Origin of the sequence: Paraburkholderia sp. SIMBA_053 (assembly GCF_046534895.1) — a bacterium.
Lineage (GTDB): Bacteria > Pseudomonadota > Gammaproteobacteria > Burkholderiales > Burkholderiaceae > Paraburkholderia > Paraburkholderia caledonica.
The window spans coordinates 79760-98552 of the sequence record NZ_JAWRXU010000011.1; the positions used below are offsets into that span (position 1 = coordinate 79760).

The following is an 18793-nucleotide window of genomic DNA, read 5'->3' on the forward strand; positions in this document are numbered from 1 at the left end:
GAGCAGCGCAAACATCGCGTTCTCTCCCGGGCTTTTATCCCGCCGTGTAACCTCGCCTGAGGTCGACAGCTCTCGGACCAGCGCCTGCGCGAAGCAGGCCGGAACCCTAGCCGTCCATTTCCAAATTGTTTGACGAACCGGATGATGCGCCGGCTCCTTGCCCACTCCGTTAAGCGGGAAACGTGCCAACGAAGAAGTTGCTATTTTTCCGCGCGTCAGGCGTTGTTTGTGCCCTCGTGCGGTGATGACCTGCACTGCGATGCGCCAACGCGCACTCTTTTCGGGCGTAGCGGCCCGGTTCCGGTCCGGTTAGCTGGAACTGGATGGTAGGCCGTGGCGGATTCGAACCGCCGACCAACGGATTAAAAGTCCGCTGCTCTACCAGCTGAGCTAACGGCCCGGTCCCCTCGCGCCTGTTCGCCGCCAAGCGCTTATGACGCTCTGCGATGCAATCCCTATCGGGCTAGCCAATTTCTATGTTGCGGCTCGCGGCCCGCGTCGGCTCCTGCTTCGGTACGGTTAGAGTCAGCACGCCTTTGTCGAACCTGGCCAGCGTGCGCTCAGGATCGGCGTTCTCCGGCATGGGGATGGTGCGCACGAACCTTCCGTATGCACGTTCGAGCCGATAGCAGCCGTCTTCCTCGCTGTGCACGTCCTGCTTCTTCTCGCCGCGCAATACGAGTGCGCCGTCCTCGGCGCTCACTGTCAGGTCGTCGCGCTCCATGCCGGGCAGTTCGACCGTCACGCGCAATATCTTGCCTTCGTCGACCACGTCGATACGCGGCTGGAAGCGCGACGAACTGAAGTCGCCAAACCATCGCTCGAGCGCGCCGCGGCCTGCGAACGGGTCGTGAAAGAACTCCTCGACGGCACGCCAGGAATCGCGAGGAAAGAGCCGCGAAATGTCAGGCCACGCCGCCCGCCATTGCTCGCTGGACGGCGGCGCCGAAGTATTTGCCGAGGCATTCTCCGCCTCGGGCTTGCGGCCCGTGCCGCGCAGAAACTTGAACGGGTTCCATTTTTTATCGCTCATGATGTTGCTCCCTCGCCCTGTGGGGCGAACCGGACCACGCGCTCCAGCTCGCCGATCAGGGAAATCTATCCACTGACAAACAAATCGAAACACGCAGCGCGTGCAACGCGACTGCTGAGCGAAAATAAAATAGGCCGATGGCCAAGGTTTTTCAAGTACGCGTTTCGCAAACGATACCGCGCGCCGGCTACCTACCCAGCCGAAAAATCTTGTTACAAACTCCCTCGTAAATACCCTCTTGAAGTCGCTCTGAAAATCCTTATTTCGCTTTCCGCCAGCATGCTGGCGACGGCTGCGGTCTCCGCGCCGGAACTCGATTACTGAAAAGTTTGGCTGGCATTGCCGTGTTTATATCCGGTTCGGCTCCGCTGCCGGTTCGCGACTGACGGAGCCGCTTTTTGCAGGAGCCGCAGCCACCTTGAGTGAGGTTCGAATACCTATGGAACTGACGCTCACCATCGACTCGCGTCCGCTGACGCTGGAACTCGACGACGTCGTCGCCGGGCTCCTCGCGGTACGCCTGAACCTGCCCTCCGACACCGACACGCGCGCCGCGCTGTGCCGCTATCTGAGCGACGCAGGCGGCCCGTGGCTGCTCGATGAGAACCATATGCGCAAGCGCATCCTGCGGCGCCTGATACTCGATATAGCCGACCCTGCGCTGGTGATTCGCTATCTGATGATCGAGCAGCCCCACTGAACGACACTAGCTCGAGTACTTCAGGCTCCAGGTGAACGTACGGTTGCCGCCCGCATTCAGCGTGAAAGGCTGCGTGGTACACGCAAACTTCGAATGCAACTGGCCGATTGGCGTTGTCGACAATGGGTTTGTCACGCCGCCCGCCGTGTCGAAGTTCGACAGAGCGCAACCGTCGAAGCCGGTCGTGCCGTAAGCAGTCGCGCTGCTATTGGCGTAGTTGACCGAGAAGCCGTCGCTGTTGGCTGTCGTCTTCTGGAAATCGGCGAACGAAGTGAAATCCGTTTCGACGGCCAGATTGCCGGTCAGCGTTGCCGAGCTTAGCGTATCGGTTCGCGTCAGCGTGCCGCGACCGAACGTGAGAACGGTGTGCGCCTGCAAATCGAGGTCGGTGGAAAACGCTGCGTTCTTTGTGGCTTGCCTGAACTTTGCGGTATCGAACGATACGATCACCTGGCCATTGCTTTGCGTGACGCTTAGATTTTTATAGTACGTGACCGGTATGTATGTCTTGCCGTTGTACGACACTTGCGGAATGAGCAGCGCATAGCCGAGGTCCGTCGTGCCGTAAATGAGCTTGTCGGAGAAAGGAACAGGGTAATACGGCGTGTACGAGTTGTAGTCTGGCGCCTGGCTCAGGTTCAGATTGATGACCCGATTGCCGTCCCGTACCGTGACAAGCGCCGCGCTGTACGGGTGCGCGGTATCGGTGGGCTGGTTGTACCAGGTGAGCGTATAGCGCGGCCTCGCATCGAGCCAGGCCTGGAAGTCGGAATCCGGCATAGGCGCCTTGCCGCCGAAGCCGAGCTTGCTCCACCACGCATCCACATACATGTACTGATGCAGCAGGCTGAAGTTCTCACCCATTACGCGTGGCTTGCCGCGATAAGTGTCGGTGCCACGGCCTTTCACCCACATATTCACCGAAGGAGTCGGCAACGTCGGGTCATACCAGAACGTCTCGTAGCGATGAGCCGCCTTATAGATGAACGTATAGGCAATCTGCATTTCCTGCGGCGTCAACACGCCCGCATTGGCCGCGGCCGTGAGCACTTCCATGAATGCCGAGTCCCCATAAGGACCGATTGAACGCCCGTAGTTGAAGCCCTCGCCGTCGGCATTCAGTTGCGGGAGAATGAGATCCACCGATTTTCTCAAATAGCCCTTCAATTCCGGCGTGAGATTGGCCTCATTACCCATTTCCAGTGTGCGCTCCACCACTTCGCCGATCAGCAACGTGCTGTATCTGTCGAAACGCGCCTTGTCGTAATAGGTCGTGTGCGTGTTCGACGCTTCGTCGGAAAAGCCGCCGGACGAATCGTTGCGAATGTGGTTGGCGAGCGTGTACAACAAGGCGTCGCGTGCGCTCATCGTCGCGACGGCCGGGTCGGTGGCAGACGAGAAAGTCGGATTACTCCATCCGAGCTTTTGCCGCAGTCCTGCAATACCGTACGACACGGCGTAATAGTTCTGCGCGGTGTTGAGCGATGCAACGTCGATCGGCACGCCGGCAGCAGGGCATGTGTTGGTCTTGCCGCTGGAGTCTGCGCCGAACATGTCGCAAAACGTCAGGCGGTTTTGCAGCGTAGCCAGCATGGCGTCGCTGAATACTTCATTCAACATGCCGCGCGCCTTGAAATTGTTCAGGGCAACCAGGTAATAGTATTCGCCCCACGACGTGTTTGCATACAGGTAATCCGCGCCGCTCGTCTGGCTCATCATCGCGGTGGTGACCTTCTGGTACGTCGCCAGATAGTCCGCGTACTTCGGGTCGCCCTTGGCCTTCATATCGATCAGGATGTACGAAAGGCCGAGCGCCAGCTTGCCGGGCAGAAACTTGTCGCCGGTGTTGGTGTCGAGCACGTGTACCGGACTGCCGTCCCCGAGATCCATCACGACTTGCGTAAAGTCCGGCGCCTTTCTGATCAGGTCGAACAGCGCTCGCATCTGCCCCATCATCGTAATGGGTACATCGGTCCCGGCCGGGACGCTGGTATCGCTCGCGCCGTAGACGATTGAATGAAGAGAAGGCGTGGGCGTCGCGGCAGGCGGCTGGATCGTATCGCTGCCGCCTCCGCACGCCGTCATGAGAAGGGTCAGCGCACTCGCGGCACAGACGCCGCGCGGATCTAGTGGGGAACGCATGTTTGTCTCCTGACTGGAATTGGATGGAGCGCAACTGGCCTCCGAACAACTTAAGAAAACGATTAACTTTTCGTCAGAACTGAATGCTCGCACCACTGCGCCATTGGGCACAATCCTAGGTAAACTCAGTACTGGAAAATCGCGCGCAAAGCTTCTATGCTTAGAAAAACGTTTTCCTAATTAGGTCCAAATCGTCGACTCGGCGCTGTTGCACTGCGTCGCACGTGACGGGCTTGGGGCGCTCGTCGCCTGCTATATAAAGCGCAGCGCGACGAGCGAGGCTGCGCAACGGAGACATCCATGCAAACTGCTGTACTCGGTCTAGCCCGTACTGCCAGCCGTTATCGCTGGACGGTGTGCGCGCTGCTGTTCTTCGCGACGGTCATCAACTACATGGATCGGCAGATTCTCGGTCTGCTCGCGCCGCTGCTGCAGCATGACATCGGCTGGAGCCAGGTGCAGTACGGCCGCATCGTGATCGCGTTTTCCGCGTTTTATGCAGTGGGATTGCTGTGCTTCGGCAGGATTGTCGACTGGCTCGGCACGCGAATTTCCTACGCGCTTGCCATGCTCATATGGAGCATTGCCGCGATGCTGCACGCCGCAGTAGGCTCGGTAACCGGCTTCGCAATGGTGCGCGCGCTGCTGGGCATAGGCGAAGGCGGCAATTTCCCGGCCGCGATCAAGACCACCGCTGAGTGGTTCCCGCGGCGCGAGCGTGCGCTGGCAACCGGCATCTTCAACTCAGGCGCGAACATCGGCGCAGTGTTCGCGCCCGCGATCATCCCGCCGCTTGCACTGGCGTTCGGCTGGCGCTCGGCGTTCGTGATCATCGGCGCGCTGGGCATTGTGTGGCTCGCCGTATGGTTCGCTTTCTACCGCTCGGCTGAACCGCGTTCACACGACGACGATCTTGAAGAAGCCCGCGACGAAGTCGAAGCGCTCGATGCCGCCAACGCCAACGCCCGCGCGCCCGGTTGGGGCGTGCTGATTCGCAAGCGGCAAACCTGGGCGTTCCTGATCGGCAAATTCCTGACCGATCCGGTGTGGTGGTTTTATCTGTTCTGGCTGCCGAAGTGGCTCAACGAGTCGCGCGGCATGGACATGCAGCACATCGGCCTGCCGCTCGTTTGCATCTATGCGATGACGACCGTCGGCAGCATCGGCGGCGGCTGGCTTTCGTCGGCGTTGCTGCGTGCAGGATGGAGCGTGAACGCCGCGCGCAAAACAGCAATGTTCATCTGCGCGTGTTGCGTGTTGCCCATCGCGTTCGTCTCACAGGTGGACAACCTGTGGGGAGCGGTTGCGATCGTCGGCCTCGCAGCGGCAGCGCATCAGGGCTGGTCCGCAAATCTCTTCACCACGGCGTCGGACCTCTTTCCGAAGCGCGCGCTTGGCGCGGTTGTCGGCATCGGCGGGATGGCTGGTTCGATTGGCGGTGTGCTGTTCTCGGAAGTGATCGGACAGGTGCTGCAACGCACCGGTCACTACTGGGTGCTGTTCGCAATCGGCGCGCTCGCCTATCTCATCGCGTTTGCCGTGATGCACATGCTGACGCCGCGCATGGCACCGGCGAAGTTCGAAGCGTGAAGCTTGAGAAGCGCGAGTGAAACCGCAACGCATGTCAGCCGCAGGCCGCCGTCGATTCACGGACGATGAGCCTCGGCTCGAACATCGAATGTCCTGTGTCGGGGTGGCCCGCAAGTGCGTCGATCAGTTTTTGCATCGCGAGCTCGCCCATCTTCTCGCTTTGAATATCGACCGTTGTCAGCGCCGGCGCCGCGAATTCGCCGTACGGAACGTTGTCGACGCCGGTTACGGACAACTCCTGCGGCACCTTGATACCCAGCGACGCCGCCTCTTTCATGAAGCCAAGCGCGATCAGGTCGTTATAGCAGATCACCGCATGCGGCCTGCGCGGGCCGAGCATGACGCGCGAACATGCATGTTCGCCGGCATGAGAGGTCGGCGCATGCGCGTCGTAGACATCGAGCGTCAGGCCCGCTTCTTCGAGACACTCGCGCGCACCGCGAATCCGCTCGTCGTTAATGCGTGCCTGTCCAAAGCCGAGGTAAGCAATTTGACGATGCCCGAGATTTAGCAGATGCCGCGCGAGCATGTAGGTGGCAAGCCGGTTGTCGATGCCCACACTCGGAATCGGCAACGTATCGCTGTGCCGCAGCAGCACGAGTGGCTTGCCGAGATCGAGCAACCATTGCGACTCGCTGTCGGACATGCGCGAACTGAGGATCAGCCCGTCCACGCGCTGCGCAAGCGCTTCGATCAACGGCCGTTCGCGCGCCTGGTTTTCGTCGGTATCGACGAGCAGCAGCGTGTAATCGTGGCGCAGCGCAATGCGGTTCGCGCCCTTCACGACGTTGGTGAAGTGCGGATTACTGATGTCGAGAATCGTCAGCCCGATTGCGCGCGTGCGGCCGGTGATCATGGATCGCGCGAGCGGATTCGAACGGTAGCCGAGTTCTTCGATCGCGGCCTTCAGTCGAGCCTCGACCGGCGCGGAAAAGCGTTGCGCGCCGTTCATGTACTTCGACACGGTTGCGACCGAGACACCCGCAGCGGCAGCGACATCGCGAATGGTCGGAGAAAGTTTTTTCATCCCGAAGGTAACGTTTTCTCTCTGTTAACCGATTGTCGCAGAAAAGACCTGATATGCGGGCCTTTCCGACATGCTGAGACGTCCACTAACGCCCGGCTTCGCGTCGCTTCGCCCGCTGTCAAAAACGTTTACCTAACTAGCTACGCTACTTGCAGGAGTTTCACCGATGAGCCAAACGATGACCCAAAACGACGCCGCACCACGCAAGCCGTTCCGGCGCCTGCTTCTGACGGGCGCCGCGGGCAACCTCGGCCGCCAGTTGCGCGGCGCGCTCGCCGAATGGGCCGATGTGGTTCGTGTGACCGACATTGCGAGCCTGGGCGAGCCAGCGCCCCATGAGGAAGCGAGCGTGGTGGATCTGGCGAACCGGGAGGCCGTCATGCAACTGGTGGAAGGCGTGGACGCAATCGTGCATCTGGGCGGCATTTCAATCGACGCCCCTTTCGACGACCTTCTCGGCGCGAACATTGCCGGCACGTACAACCTCTATGAGGCGGCACGCAAGCACGGCGTAAAGCGCATTGCGTTCGCCAGTTCGAACCACGTGATCGGTTTTCATCCGGTAACCGAAGTACTCGACGCCGACGCGCCGCAGCGACCCGACACCCTGTACGGCGTGACCAAATGCTTCGGTGAAGCGCTTTCGCGCTACTACTACGATCGCTTCGGCATAGAGACGGTGTGCATGCGCATCGGTTCGTCGTTTGAAGAGCCAAAGAACCCGCGGATGCTCGTCACGTACCTGAGCTATCGCGACTTCATCGAACTCGTGCGCTGCTCGCTGTTCACGAACCGCGTGGGGCATGTGGTGGTGTACGGCGCGTCGGACAATCCGGTCAAGTGGTGGGACAACACCAAGGCGAGTTTCCTCGGCTTCAATCCGCGCGACAGTTCCGCGCCGTTTGCAGAGCGCTTTCCCGCAACGGCGCCTGACGCCTCGCGCGACGACCCGGCGCAGCGCTTTCAAGGTGGACCGTTCGTGGTGGGCGAGCCGCTGGAGCGTGAAAACTCGCGATAGCGCATCAACGCAGCGCGGCGCGGCGCATGGCCACAACGCCGCGTGCGGACATTCAACGCACGGCGCTAATACGCAGAGCGCGCCATGTCGTTCGCAGGGTGGCTCGCGCGTTCCGTCCGCGCGAGTTCGATCCGGCATTTGCCGGCTCGTTTCGCGCGATACAGCATGGCGTCCGCGCCGGCCAGCGCGTCGCTCAGACTCTCCGCCTGTGCACATTCGTTGATGCCGGCGCTGAACGCATACGTCAGCTTGCCTTTTGCAGCCGGCTGCGGGCAACTCACCGCGGCGAGCATGCTGCCGACCAGGCGAGCCGCTTCCGCCATCGACGTCTGCGGGAAAAGTATCGCGAACTCCTCGCCGCCCAAGCGACCGAACACGTCGCCGGCACGCATGTGCCGATGCACTTCAGCGCCAAAATCGGCGAGAACGCGGTCGCCTGTGGCATGACCGTGCCGATCGTTAATGGTTTTGAAATCGTCGATGTCGATAATCGCGACGCACAATTCGGTGTGCGCCGCGCGCGCCACCTGCGAGAGCGTTGTGCCGCGAATCATGAATGCGCGACGCACCAGGGCGCCGGTCAACTCGTCGAAAGTGGCCAGCTTCTCCACCTGTTGCATCAGCCGGTCGTTGGCCACCATCACGAGGCCGATCGACAGAAGCGGCAGCGAAAGAATGCTGATGCCCAGAAAGGCGAAATCGGGAGCGACGTGCGTCGGCCAGCTTATCGCGGGATCGGCGAAGAAAGCGTTCAGAACGCCGCGCGCGAAGTACACGATTCCGCCGACGAGCGCCGCGCAAAGCACGAGCCAGTGGCCGTATTGCGGACGCTCACGCACACGCGAACTCCAGAGCGTCCACCCTACGGCGATGCGCGCATACGCAAGCGCGAACGACATGACCGCGGCTCTCGCGCTGACGTTCGGCGACTCCCACGTCCAGTACATGACGGCACCCACGCACACGCCTAACGCGAGATGCTCGCCTGTCAGGCACGGCGGCTTGCCGACGAACGCGCGGCAACCTTGCAGCATGAGCAGCGCGCCGCCAAGCACGAGCATGCACGATGCAAGCATGACGGCTGCCGAAGGGCGAGCATGCACGAGAAACAGCACGCCGGATGCGACGGCGAACAGGCAGTGAGCGGCAAGCCAGCGGCGTAATCCGGCGACCTTACATCGCGCAAGGTAGCCCAGCACGGCCGCGCTCGAAAGGCATGAGACGAACACGGTGGCGAGCAGCGCAACGGAACTGGACATGGTCTTTTGGCATTATTGTTGGCCGCACATGCGGCATGCAGCCGTTCATTTTTCACTAACGTCCGTTGGCACAGCCCCCGCACGGACAGATTCGTTCCGATGCCGCTCTGCCATCACGCGGCGCATCGGCAATAGTATGCGCAAGCCTCTCTATCGGTCCTTTCTTCGCCGAAACGCCCACCAGGCCGTTAGTCCCGTGAAGCAGGCCACGAGCACCACCATCACCCAGAAGCCGTGGTGATTCTCGGCAAACGGAATGCCGCCCACGTTCATACCGAAGAACCCCGCGACGATGTTGATCGGCATGGCGAGAACCGTCACCAGCGTGAGCGTGAACAGGGTACGGTTGTTCTGTTCTTCCAGTCGCGAAATGATCTCTTCCTGCAACAGTCTCACGCGTTCGATCAGACCTGCCATGTCGGAGAGCACGACTGAAAACTCCTCCGTCGACTCGCGCAAATCCTGCACGTCTTCAGCGTGAAGCCAGCGAGGCGGTCTTGCGAGCAGACGAAAAATCGCGCCCGGCTCCGGCGCGAGCATCCGCTGCAAACGGGTCAGCATGCGTCGCATCGCGCCCAGATCCAGCCGGTTTTGCGTGGGCCGCTGGGAGAGGAAGCGGTCTTCAATACGATCGATATCCGCGCTCGTGCGGCGGACGATCTGCACGAGCAGATCGGCCTGGTCGCGCATCAGATGGACGAGCAATTCCACCGGCGAGCGGAAAACTTCCCCTTCTTTCACCGACGCGCGCAGCCGGTCCACGGAACGCAGCGGCTTCAAACGCGCCGTCACGATGATTCGCTGGTGCGCGTAAATCCATAACGTGGCGATCTCCGACGGAATGAACTCGAGGTTGAACATGACGTCGTTGACCACCGCGCGCAGCGCGCCGTCTGCCTGCTCGATACGCGTCGAATGCGAGCCCTCCCGCAACGCGTCGAAAAACGTCTCGGGCAAATCGAGCTGCGCGCGCATCCAGCGTTCACTCGCGCTGTGCGCGAGGTTGAAATGCAGCCATATGAATTCGTCGGTATGTGGCCCAGCACCTGCGCTTTGCTGCGCATGTAACCATTCGAGCGCGTCATCGGCGGTAATGGGCCGGCCGGGTTGCGTCGGCGAAAAGACAAAGCCGCACACGATGCCGGACGAGTCCGAGCCGTAAGTTTGCAGCAGAAGTTCAGATTTCATAAGCCGTCCATTGCCTGCTTCCGCTTCAGGTTTCTAACAACCCGCAATTTACCAGCAGAACATGAAGCCGCGATGGCCGCCATCAGCATGTCACGCGGGCGTCATATTGCCTCGGAACTAGCGCGAGCGTCGCGATTTTCGATTGAGCAATTGCTTCATAGTGAATATCAATGATGCGCAAACCTTTGCGCGTGAATTGCGCAGAGTAGTCGCCCTATTGGCATCGCACTGCTGGCCGTTATTGCGTTTAGCACCGGCACCAACTGATTGGGATCGCGTGCTGCTGCCCCTCGCGTTAAAGGGAATCAAAAGGCTTTACTTAGTTCTCGGCCAGAAAAGTGTCGACTGGAGTCCAGGAATCATGAATTTTCATAACCTCTCGGAAAAGGCAAAGCTGGCAGCCGCGTTCGGTTCTCTTGCCGTCGTCGTGTTGATCGTCTCGGCCATTTCTCTGAAAGCGCTGAACAATGCGAACGAGCGCTTCACCGGCTATATAAGTGGCGTCAATGCACGCGCGCAGATGGCCGAGTCGGTGCGAAGCGCCGTCGACGACCGTGCGATGGCAGTGCGCAACCTGGTGCTGGTCTCTTCATCTGCCGACCTCGAAGTTGAAAAGGCCGCCGTGCTCGATGCCGAGAAACGAGTGGAGAGCAACCTCGAGAAATTCAATGCAATGGTGGCGAGCGCACCGGACATGACCGACAAGGCCCGTGCTCTGGCTGGCGAAATATCGCGAATCGAACAGCTTTATCGGCCGGTTGCACTGGAGATCGACAGGCTCGCCGTGGACGGACAACGCGACGCCGCAATCGCCGAGATCGCGGTCAAGTGCAGGCCATTGCTCGCCGCGTTGATCAAGGCTTCGAATGCATACGCCGACGCCACGCATGAACACGCGATGCAGTTGGCGCAGGAATCGGCGGAGCAATTCGTACATCAGCGCAACCTGCTTATCGTCTTCTGCTTCGGCGCGATTGCGCTCGCTGTCGGAGCCGGGGTCATCATCACGCGCGGCTTGCTGCGTGCGCTTGGCGCCGAGCCCGTCGCACTTGCGGAAGTCACGCGGCGTGTCGCAGAAGGCGACTTGCGCTCGGTTCCCGGAGCCAGCACTGCACCGGCGGGCAGCGTACTTGCATCGATGGGCGAAATGCAGTCGAGCCTCGTTCGTCTGATCGGCAATGTTCGCAATGCGGCCGACAGCATCGCAACGGGCTCGAGTCAGATCGCGTCGGGCAACGTGGATCTGTCTTCGCGCACGGAGCAGCAGGCGTCGTCTCTTCAGGAGACCGCATCGAGCATGGAAGAGTTGACCGCCACCGTCAAACAGAACGCCGAGAATGCGCAGCAGGCGAGCACCTTGTCCGCCAATGCATCCGAAGTCGCGTTGAAGGGCAATGGCGTCGTCGGGCAAATGGTGGGGACGATGGGCGAGATCAGCGCCAACTCCACGCGTATCGCAGAGATCACCGGCATGATCGAAGGCATTGCGTTCCAGACGAATATCCTGGCGCTCAATGCCGCCGTCGAAGCGGCGCGTGCGGGCGAACAGGGGCGAGGCTTCGCGGTGGTGGCAAGCGAGGTGCGCAACCTCGCGCAGCGCTCGTCCAGCGCGGCGAAAGAGATCAAAGACCTGATCAGCACGTCCGTGCAGAAGATTCAGGACGGCTCGTCGCTCGCCGACAAGGCGGGCATGACAATGGCGGAGGTCACGCAGGCCGTCGCACGCGTGACCGACATCATGGGCGAAATCGCGGCGGCGTCGGCGGAACAAAGTCGCGGCATCGAGCAGGTCAATCAGGCAATCACGCAGATGGACGAGGTCACGCAGCAGAATGCCGCGCTCGTGGAAGAAGCGGCGGCCGCGTCGAAATCGCTCGAAGATCAGGGCCGGCAGTTGAATCAGTCGGTGTCGTTCTTCCGTCTTGAAGGAGCCGCGTTGTCGGCAACGCATGCGTCCTACGCTGCGCCTCGCGCGCGAAGCACCTCCGCGAGCAACAGCGCGATCTCGAACAGGCGCACTGCGGCGGCCACCTTGCGCCCCACCATGGCTGCTACGGCTAGCAGTGGAGTTGGGGCTGGGGCTGCAACGCGAACGGACGGCTGGGACACTTTCTAAATCTGTTCCCGCGTTGAGCACTTGTGGAGGCGAACGGTAGCAGTCAGCCTGCCGTTCGCTTTGTCAGAGGGTCGCGCATTCGCCCTTTCGTTGGCTGGCGGCAAACGGGTTTACCGCGTCGCTGCCGTCACCAGTTGCAGCGGCGTTTCTATCGTCCGCGACAACTCGCGCTGCTTTCGCTGCTCGGTCACGGCTTTCAACGCGACGTCCATGCCGAACACGGCCTGCCGGTCTGCGAATTGATTGACAGTGGCTAGCACGTGGCCGTCGGCGATCAACGGTTTGATCGCTTCAATCGCGTTGTAGCCGGTGATATAAACACCGCCGGTTCGGCCCGCGTCGCGAACAGCGTCCGCCGCGCCCATTGCCATGTTGTCGTTCGCGCAGAGCAAGCCGCGAATCTGCGGATGCTGGCCGAGCATTTTCGACGCGACGTCACGGCCCTTGCCATACTCCCAATCCGCCGCCTGGGTCGCGACCACTTGCATGCCCGCCGTGCTCATGACGTCTCTGTAGCCGGCCGTGCGTTCCTGTGCGTTGCGGTCCGCGGCGATGCCCTCGATGATCCCCACCTGGTCGCCGGCCTGCAGCCGCTCGGCGAGATAGTTCGCCACCAGCGTCGCCCCCTTGCGATTGTCCGGTCCGACGAACGGCACGGAGATCTTCGCGGCGTCCTGCGATGCGTCGTCGAGCGGATTGTCGATGCTCACCACGATAATGCCCGCCTTGACTGCGCGCGCCACCACGGCCGTCAGTGGTTTCGAGCCGGACGGCGCAATCACGATTGCGTTCATCTTTGCCTTGATGAGATCGTCGACGATACGGATCTGTCCGGCCGTGTCGGCTTCGGTCGCGGTACCGCGAACCGTCAACGCGAATTGCGACGCGTAATGCTGCTGATAGTTTTTTGCCGCGTTAGCCATCGCGACCGTGAAAGGATCGTTAATCGACTTCAGCACGAGTGCGATTTTCGGCATGCCGCCTTCCACCGTTGCCGCGCCGGCCGCCCGTGTGAGACCGGCCGCAGCCAGAGCACCGGCGATCAGCACGCGGCGGCGCATTTCCTGCGTCATGGTTTCTCTCCTTGCTGGCAGCGCTCGACAACAGCATCGACGCCAACGGATGGATGCGGGTTGACCTGCCCGCAAGCGGCTTGCAAGTTCAGCATTACCGAGCCTTCAACGCGCGGAGATCGGATGCGATCTGCTCGAATAGCGGCCGGCTTTGAACGTCTTCACTCAGGCAACTGTCTCTCAACACAGCGAGTTCATCGCGCACATGACCGTGATCGCTACGATCGCTCGCTTCCAAACGCTCGATCAATTCATCGAGCAGACAACCAAACGCTCGCACTTCGAGACGTTCAAGCGCAGCGCTGCGTTCGCGGTTTTCTGTCGCATAGAAAGATGCGGCGCCGAAGTCTCCTAACAATACACGTGCCCGACCGTCGTACAGAATGTTGTGCGAGTACAGGTCGCCGTGCATCACGCCCCGCCCGTGGATATGGCACGCGGCAGATGCAATGCCGTGCGCCATATCCACGACGTCGGCGGCTTTGAAGCTTGCGTCCGCCGCGTAAATGTCCCGCGTGCACGACTCGAAGCTCGGCGGCCCCGCCAGGTTGCGAAATTGCGGCTCGATCAGTTCCATCACGAGGCCGTGCGCGTTTGCCGGATGATCTTTTACTTTCCCCCCGACCGCAATCAGGTTCGCGTGATCGCCGCCCCGGATGCAGGCCGCCATTTCGCAGTCGGGCAAACCGTCGCTCGTGACTGCGCCTTTGAACAGCTTGACCGCGACGGGCCGCGATGCGCCATCCCGCTCACGGAGTTCCGCGCGGTAGATCACACCCGAGGCGCCTTCGCCCAATTGCTCCTGCAGGCGCAGATCGTCCCAATCAATTTCAGCGATCGGCGTATCCGTCAACGCCGCCGCTTCCAGTGCGTCGCCGAACGGATTACCCGCATAGGCGAGCCATGCGAGCCGCGGCATGCGAAACAGCCACGCCGGCAATTCGTCGAGCCGATTCGCTGCAAGCCGCAACAACTCCAGCCGCGAACACGCGGCCAGTTCTTCCGGAAGAAAACGCAGACGATTGCCCGCCAGCATCAACTTCTGCAAATGTGCGCAGTCACCGATTTGCGGTGGCAACTCGTCGATCTGGTTGTCGGTAAGAATCAACCAACGCAGCCGCGGCGGCAGCGCATTACCGGCAACCGTAGCAATGCGATTCGCCTTGAAGCCAACCATGCTCAACTGCCGGCACTGCCCGAGTACTTCCGGCAACTCGGTGAACGGATTGTTGGACGCGAACAGAATGCGCAACTTATGGAGCCGCGCGAAATCGTCCGGCAACGCTGACAGCGCATTGCCCGAGAGATCGAGAATTTCGAGCGTGTCGGCGAGTTCGAAAACCTCGCGGGGGAACTCAGTGAGCCCGCACGCGAGTTTCAGTTGGCGTGCGCCCGAGAGTTGTCCCGCTCGCAGTTGTTCCAGTGTTGTTGTCACAGTCGTAAGAAGATCCGGTGGCCCGCGCCCGTCGTGCACGAAGGGTCAATTCTACTGAGTCATATCGTGACGTGCTGTTGTGCAGCGTGAAGTCACGCTGCCGGTTAGCGATAGCTGACCATCTCGCGCGCGAATCCTTCATACTTGACGGCGAAACAGACAGCAAGATCCGACGTGTCTTCAGCAGGCGGGAAGTCCACACTAGGGTCATTGCGACACCACTCGCGTGCCGCGCTGTCTCACTTCAATTCGCAGGAGCAGATAAGTGACTTACGCCTACAAGTTGATGGATTCTCCCGTCGGCAAATTGAAGCTCGTTGCCAACGGCGAGCATCTAGCCGCCATTCTGTGGGAATTCGACAAGCCGAACCGCGTGCGTCTGGCAGAGTCGATGCAAGCCGACGATCGGCCGATTCTGCTCGAAGCCGAGCGTCAGTTGAATGAGTACTTCGCCGGCAAGAGGCAGGCGTTCGATCTGGCGCTCCAGTTTCAAGGGACGGAGTTTCAGAAGAAGGTGTGGGCCGCGTTGCTGACCATCCCTTTCGGCCAGACGCGCACTTACGCACAAATCGCTGCGCAGATCGGCAATATCAACGCGGTGCGGGCGGTCGGCGCGGCAAACGGCAGAAATCCGATATCTATCGTGGCGCCGTGCCACCGGGTGATCGGCGCGTCAGGCGAGCTAACCGGTTTCGCGGGCGGCCTCGCGAACAAGATGCTGCTGCTGTCGCTGGAAGCGGGACAAACGTCGCTCGAAGCCGCCGCCGACAGGCAGGCGCAAGCCCCCGCAGACGCAACCAACGTCGGCGCGAAACGCGCGCGCCCAGCGCCTCTCCGCGGCACGCAAAGCTCGTTGTTCGGCAATTGACGGCGTTCGCGTAGTCGCCGGGCCTAAAGCCAGGCGCACTCAGAAGTTCGCAAAGAATGCTCGTGCGGCAATCATGCATGAGCCCGCAACGAGCCCTCCGTGATAGGAACGCAATACCGCGGCGGCGCCCCTGTCTGTCGCGCCGCCGGCGATGGCCTGCCGTGCAATCGATGCCTTCGCATTTGCAAAGCCCTGCTTGACGCTTGCGAACGGATCGTCGGGTCCGGTGGCGGACGAGTCCACATCCAGCACGGATGTCAGCCCCGCAGGCACATTGGCGCCGCGCCAATAAGCCTGCTCGATACGGGCGTTGAAAAAGAACACCATCGGGTCCGAGCCGCCGCCGCACAGCAGGACCGGCGCCGTCGGAACCCAATTGCGCAGATCGTTGCGCTTGAACGCCTGCCGCAGCGGATGCAGCGGCTTGTCCGCCGGCGCGAGGCTTGCGCTTGCATCGGGGAAAGCGCCGTCGGGATTGGCGGCCGCGTCTTCCAGAAGCGCGCGGCGGTAGGCGTTACGCACGAGGTTGGCGTCGCCGAAACCTGCGGCAAATAGCGGTGTCAATGCGGGCGGTGTCAATGCGGGCGGCGTGAGCGACGGCGCTGCGGGCGGTGTCATCGACGCGAACCGCGCAGCCGGTGGCGTACTGCTGAAAAGGTGCGTTGACGGCAATTTCCGTTGCGAGAAAAGCGTGTCGAGAGGTTGTGCGCTGGGGAGCACGTGCTCGATATCGGGCGCGTAGGCGGCTTCGAAAAATTCCGTCGGCTTGCGATACAGGTTCTTATACGCGTGTTGATAGCCCGTCACGACCATCGTCGTGAAAAGCGTCGAGCCGAGACTGACCTCGCCTGCAATGATGGCGTCGGCGGTAGCGGCAAGCGCGTAGGGCCCCGAGCCCGGCGCGGATGCGGTCACCTTCACGCCTGCTGCTTGCAGCGCGCGATGCGTCGCCAACGCAACGAAACCGCCTTGCGAGTAGCCCGTAATGAAGAGCTTGCCGTTCTCCCGCGTGGCGGCAGGCGAGCCATCGCCGTTCAACATGGCCCGCGCCGCGTGCAGCGCGTCGATCATATCGGCGGACTGCTGGTCGGCGTTCAGATAAGGATGGTACGGAAGATCGGACCCGGCATAGCCCGCATAGTTGCTGGCCGCCACGATGTAGCCGTGAGCCGCATACATCGCGGCCACGCTGAGGCCTTCGCCGGCCCCTTCGTTGTCCGCGTCGGTCCGCGCAATATCGGCGAGATTGTATCTGCTGTCGGTGGTGGTGCCGTGCGCATACAACATGAGCGGACGCGGCCCAGCGCACGCCGCGGATTCGCCTTGCGGGGTCATCAATGCCCCGCTTGCAGTGGTCGGTTCACCCGCGCCGCCAATAGTCCGATAGCGGAAATACACGACCTCGACGCCGCAAGCTGGCGCACCCGCCATTCGCATGAGGTGCTGCCCCGAGGGGCTCGACGTAAGCAGATCGGACAACTCCGCAGCGCTGAGCCGCAACGTGACCCGATGATCCAGAAGCTGGCCGCGCGCGCCGCATGCCGGATCGCACGATGAGTCGGCTTGCGCCGATGTGCCGATAGTCAACGCAAGACACGATAGCAATGCAATGGCTGAGGTGCGGGTCGCTTGTGGCATGCGGGTCTCCGAACGAAACCGCTAGCATAGCGCCACTGTGGGAGCCCGCATTCAAACTGCCACGGCTAACCGGTGCGAGTGTTTCGGTACAGGTCGCTCCACACCGCCCTCGCGCGAATGGTCTTGCACCTGGAAAGTACGAATTGAAGCTTCCAGCAATCTCGCCTGCTCGGTCAATGTCTGTGCCACCGCCGCGGCCTCTTCGACGAGTGCGGCGTTCTGTTGCGTGACGCTGTCCATCTGCGTGACGGCGTCGCCGACCTGATCGATGCCCGCGCTCTGCTCGGCGGCAGCCGCGGCGATGTCGCGCATGACGCCCGACAACTTCGCAATGGCGTCGCTCGCCGCCTGAATCGTCGTACCGGTTTTGTCGACGAGTTCAACGCCGGTCTCGACGCGACCCACGGCGCGGCTGATCAGCGTGCGGATTTCCTTCGCCGCAGAAGCGCTGCGCTGAGCGAGCGTGCGCACTTCGCCGGCCACCACGGCGAAGCCGCGCCCTTCGTCTCCCGCGCGAGCCGCCTCGACCGCCGCGTTCAGCGCAAGAATGTTGGTCTGAAACGCAATGCCTTCGATCACCGCAATGATCTCGACCATCTTGTGCGATTCTGTCGATATCTCCTGCATGGTCGAAACGGCCTCGGCCGCCATTTGTCCGCCCTGCGTGACGATCTGCTCGGCGCTTGCCGTCAACTGACTTGCCGTCTGCGCGCTCTCCGATGTTTGCCGGACCATCGCAGTCATCTGCTCCATGCTGGCCGCCGTCTCTTCGAGCGACGCGGCCTGGCTCTCAGTACGCGCGGACAGATCCGTGTTGCCCTCCGCGATCTCCCGCGCGCCGGTCGCCACCTTCTCGGCCGCGCCGCCGATCTGCACGATGGTCTTTGCGAGGCCGTCGCGCATCTGCCGCATGGTATGCAGCAGACTCGATTTATCGCCTTCACGAATCTCGACCGGAATAACGAGGTTGCCCTTGGTGATCTCACCGGCGACCTGCGCGACGTACGCCGGGTCGCCGCCAATCGTGCGTTGAATGCTGCGATTGGTGAACGCAACGAGCGCGGACAGTAGCAGCGCGACCGCACCTACCACGCTGCCGAGCACATAGAGCGACTCTTTGAACGCGGCGTCGATATCGTCGACGTAAGCGCCCGTCGCGATGATCCAGTCCCACGGCGCATAACGCACGACGTAGCCGATCTTGCCGACTGCGTCGGACGGTGGACTGCCCGGATGCGGGAACACATAGTCGACGAAGCCGCCCTTCGGCGCCTGCGCCGTCGCGGCAAACGTCACGTAATGGTGACGGCCGTCGGCGTCCGCTGTGCCCGCGAGATCCTTGCCGTCCAACGCGGGTTTCATCGCATGCATGACCATGCGCGGCGTGGAGTCGAGCACGAGGAAGTAGCCGTCTTCGCCGTAGCGCACGCCACGCAGCCGCTCGAGTGCCTGCTTGCGCGCATCGGCCTCGCTTAGCGCGCCGCTCTGCGCAAGCGCCGCATATTCCTTCACGATGCTGAGTCCAACGTGCGCGACATTCACAAGGTCGTGCTTGCGCTCTTCAACGCGCGTCTCACGCGACAACCACGCCGCCGACACCGACACGGCGAGAAGCGCCAGCAGGCTGACGACAAGCGGCACCCAGAGCTTCTGCCTGAAATTCAATCGATCCATGCTCGCTCCTGTCTCGTCCGGTCGAAGGAGGC

14 protein-coding genes, 1 tRNA gene and 1 riboswitch are annotated in these 18793 nt (G+C 61.6%); of the genes, 5 read left to right on the top strand and 10 right to left on the bottom strand.

The window, feature by feature from the left end; all coding sequences use genetic code 11:
* Positions 1–21 precede the first annotated feature (21 nt).
* Positions 22–121: riboswitch (guanidine-I (ykkC/yxkD leader) on the bottom strand.
* A gap of 203 nt (positions 122–324) precedes the next feature.
* Positions 325–400 (bottom strand) — tRNA-Lys (locus SB753_RS26305).
* Between the two features lie 63 nt (positions 401–463).
* Entirely contained in the window at positions 464–1033 is a 570-nt protein-coding gene (locus SB753_RS26310) for an Hsp20/alpha crystallin family protein (RefSeq protein WP_394340546.1), read from the bottom strand.
* Positions 1034–1472: 439 nt separating this feature from the next.
* Between SB753_RS26310 and SB753_RS26315 the strand changes: the two genes are divergently transcribed.
* Positions 1473–1733 carry a hypothetical protein gene (locus SB753_RS26315; RefSeq protein WP_087753088.1) on the top strand — a complete coding sequence of 87 codons (261 nt, stop codon included), beginning with the start codon at positions 1473–1475 and terminating at the stop codon, positions 1731–1733.
* Positions 1734–1739: 6 nt separating this feature from the next.
* On the opposite strand, the gene SB753_RS26320 is transcribed toward SB753_RS26315, so the two are convergent.
* Positions 1740–3875 carry a hypothetical protein gene (locus SB753_RS26320; RefSeq protein ID WP_408420104.1) on the bottom strand — a complete coding sequence of 712 codons (2136 nt, stop codon included), beginning with the start codon at positions 3873–3875 and terminating at the stop codon, positions 1740–1742.
* 300 nt (positions 3876–4175) lie between these two features.
* Between SB753_RS26320 and SB753_RS26325 the strand changes: the two genes are divergently transcribed.
* On the top strand, positions 4176–5465 hold the full coding sequence (locus SB753_RS26325; protein WP_020068884.1) for an MFS transporter: 1290 nt from the start codon (positions 4176–4178) through the stop codon (positions 5463–5465).
* A 34-nt stretch (positions 5466–5499) separates the two neighbouring features.
* Here SB753_RS26325 and SB753_RS26330 read toward each other — a convergent pair whose 3' ends face one another.
* Entirely contained in the window at positions 5500–6492 is a 993-nt protein-coding gene (locus SB753_RS26330) for a LacI family DNA-binding transcriptional regulator (protein WP_020068883.1), read from the bottom strand.
* A 166-nt stretch (positions 6493–6658) separates the two neighbouring features.
* Between SB753_RS26330 and SB753_RS26335 the strand changes: the two genes are divergently transcribed.
* Positions 6659–7510, top strand: coding sequence for an NAD-dependent epimerase/dehydratase family protein (locus tag SB753_RS26335; RefSeq protein ID WP_410802622.1), 852 nt, complete (start codon positions 6659–6661; stop codon positions 7508–7510).
* Between the two features lie 65 nt (positions 7511–7575).
* Here SB753_RS26335 and SB753_RS26340 read toward each other — a convergent pair whose 3' ends face one another.
* Positions 7576–8769 carry a GGDEF domain-containing protein gene (locus tag SB753_RS26340; RefSeq protein WP_408492623.1) on the bottom strand — a complete coding sequence of 398 codons (1194 nt, stop codon included), beginning with the start codon at positions 8767–8769 and terminating at the stop codon, positions 7576–7578.
* Positions 8770–8919: 150 nt separating this feature from the next.
* A complete protein-coding gene (locus SB753_RS26345; protein ID WP_410802624.1) occupies positions 8920–9957 on the bottom strand; it encodes a transporter in 1038 nt (345 codons plus the stop codon).
* Between the two features lie 361 nt (positions 9958–10318).
* Here SB753_RS26345 and SB753_RS26350 point away from each other — a divergent pair, with 361 nt between their 5' ends.
* Entirely contained in the window at positions 10319–12073 is a 1755-nt protein-coding gene (locus SB753_RS26350) for a methyl-accepting chemotaxis protein (RefSeq protein WP_410802626.1), read from the top strand.
* 110 nt (positions 12074–12183) lie between these two features.
* On the opposite strand, the gene SB753_RS26355 is transcribed toward SB753_RS26350, so the two are convergent.
* Positions 12184–13146: a substrate-binding domain-containing protein gene (locus SB753_RS26355; protein ID WP_410802628.1), complete on the bottom strand. Its 963-nt coding sequence runs from the start codon at positions 13144–13146 to the stop codon at positions 12184–12186.
* Positions 13147–13240: 94 nt separating this feature from the next.
* Positions 13241–14581 (bottom strand): leucine-rich repeat-containing protein kinase family protein, encoded by a 1341-nt coding sequence (locus tag SB753_RS26360; RefSeq protein ID WP_410802630.1) that lies wholly within the window; start codon positions 14579–14581, stop codon positions 13241–13243.
* Positions 14582–14846: 265 nt separating this feature from the next.
* Here SB753_RS26360 and SB753_RS26365 point away from each other — a divergent pair, with 265 nt between their 5' ends.
* Positions 14847–15449, top strand: a complete 603-nt coding sequence (locus tag SB753_RS26365; protein WP_410802632.1) for a methylated-DNA--[protein]-cysteine S-methyltransferase — start codon at positions 14847–14849, stop codon at positions 15447–15449.
* A gap of 39 nt (positions 15450–15488) precedes the next feature.
* Here SB753_RS26365 and SB753_RS26370 read toward each other — a convergent pair whose 3' ends face one another.
* Entirely contained in the window at positions 15489–17087 is a 1599-nt protein-coding gene (locus tag SB753_RS26370) for an alpha/beta hydrolase family protein (protein ID WP_410802634.1), read from the bottom strand.
* Between the two features lie 51 nt (positions 17088–17138).
* Positions 17139–18761 (bottom strand): methyl-accepting chemotaxis protein, encoded by a 1623-nt coding sequence (locus SB753_RS26375; protein ID WP_410802636.1) that lies wholly within the window; start codon positions 18759–18761, stop codon positions 17139–17141.
* Between the last annotated feature and the right edge of the window lie 32 nt (positions 18762–18793).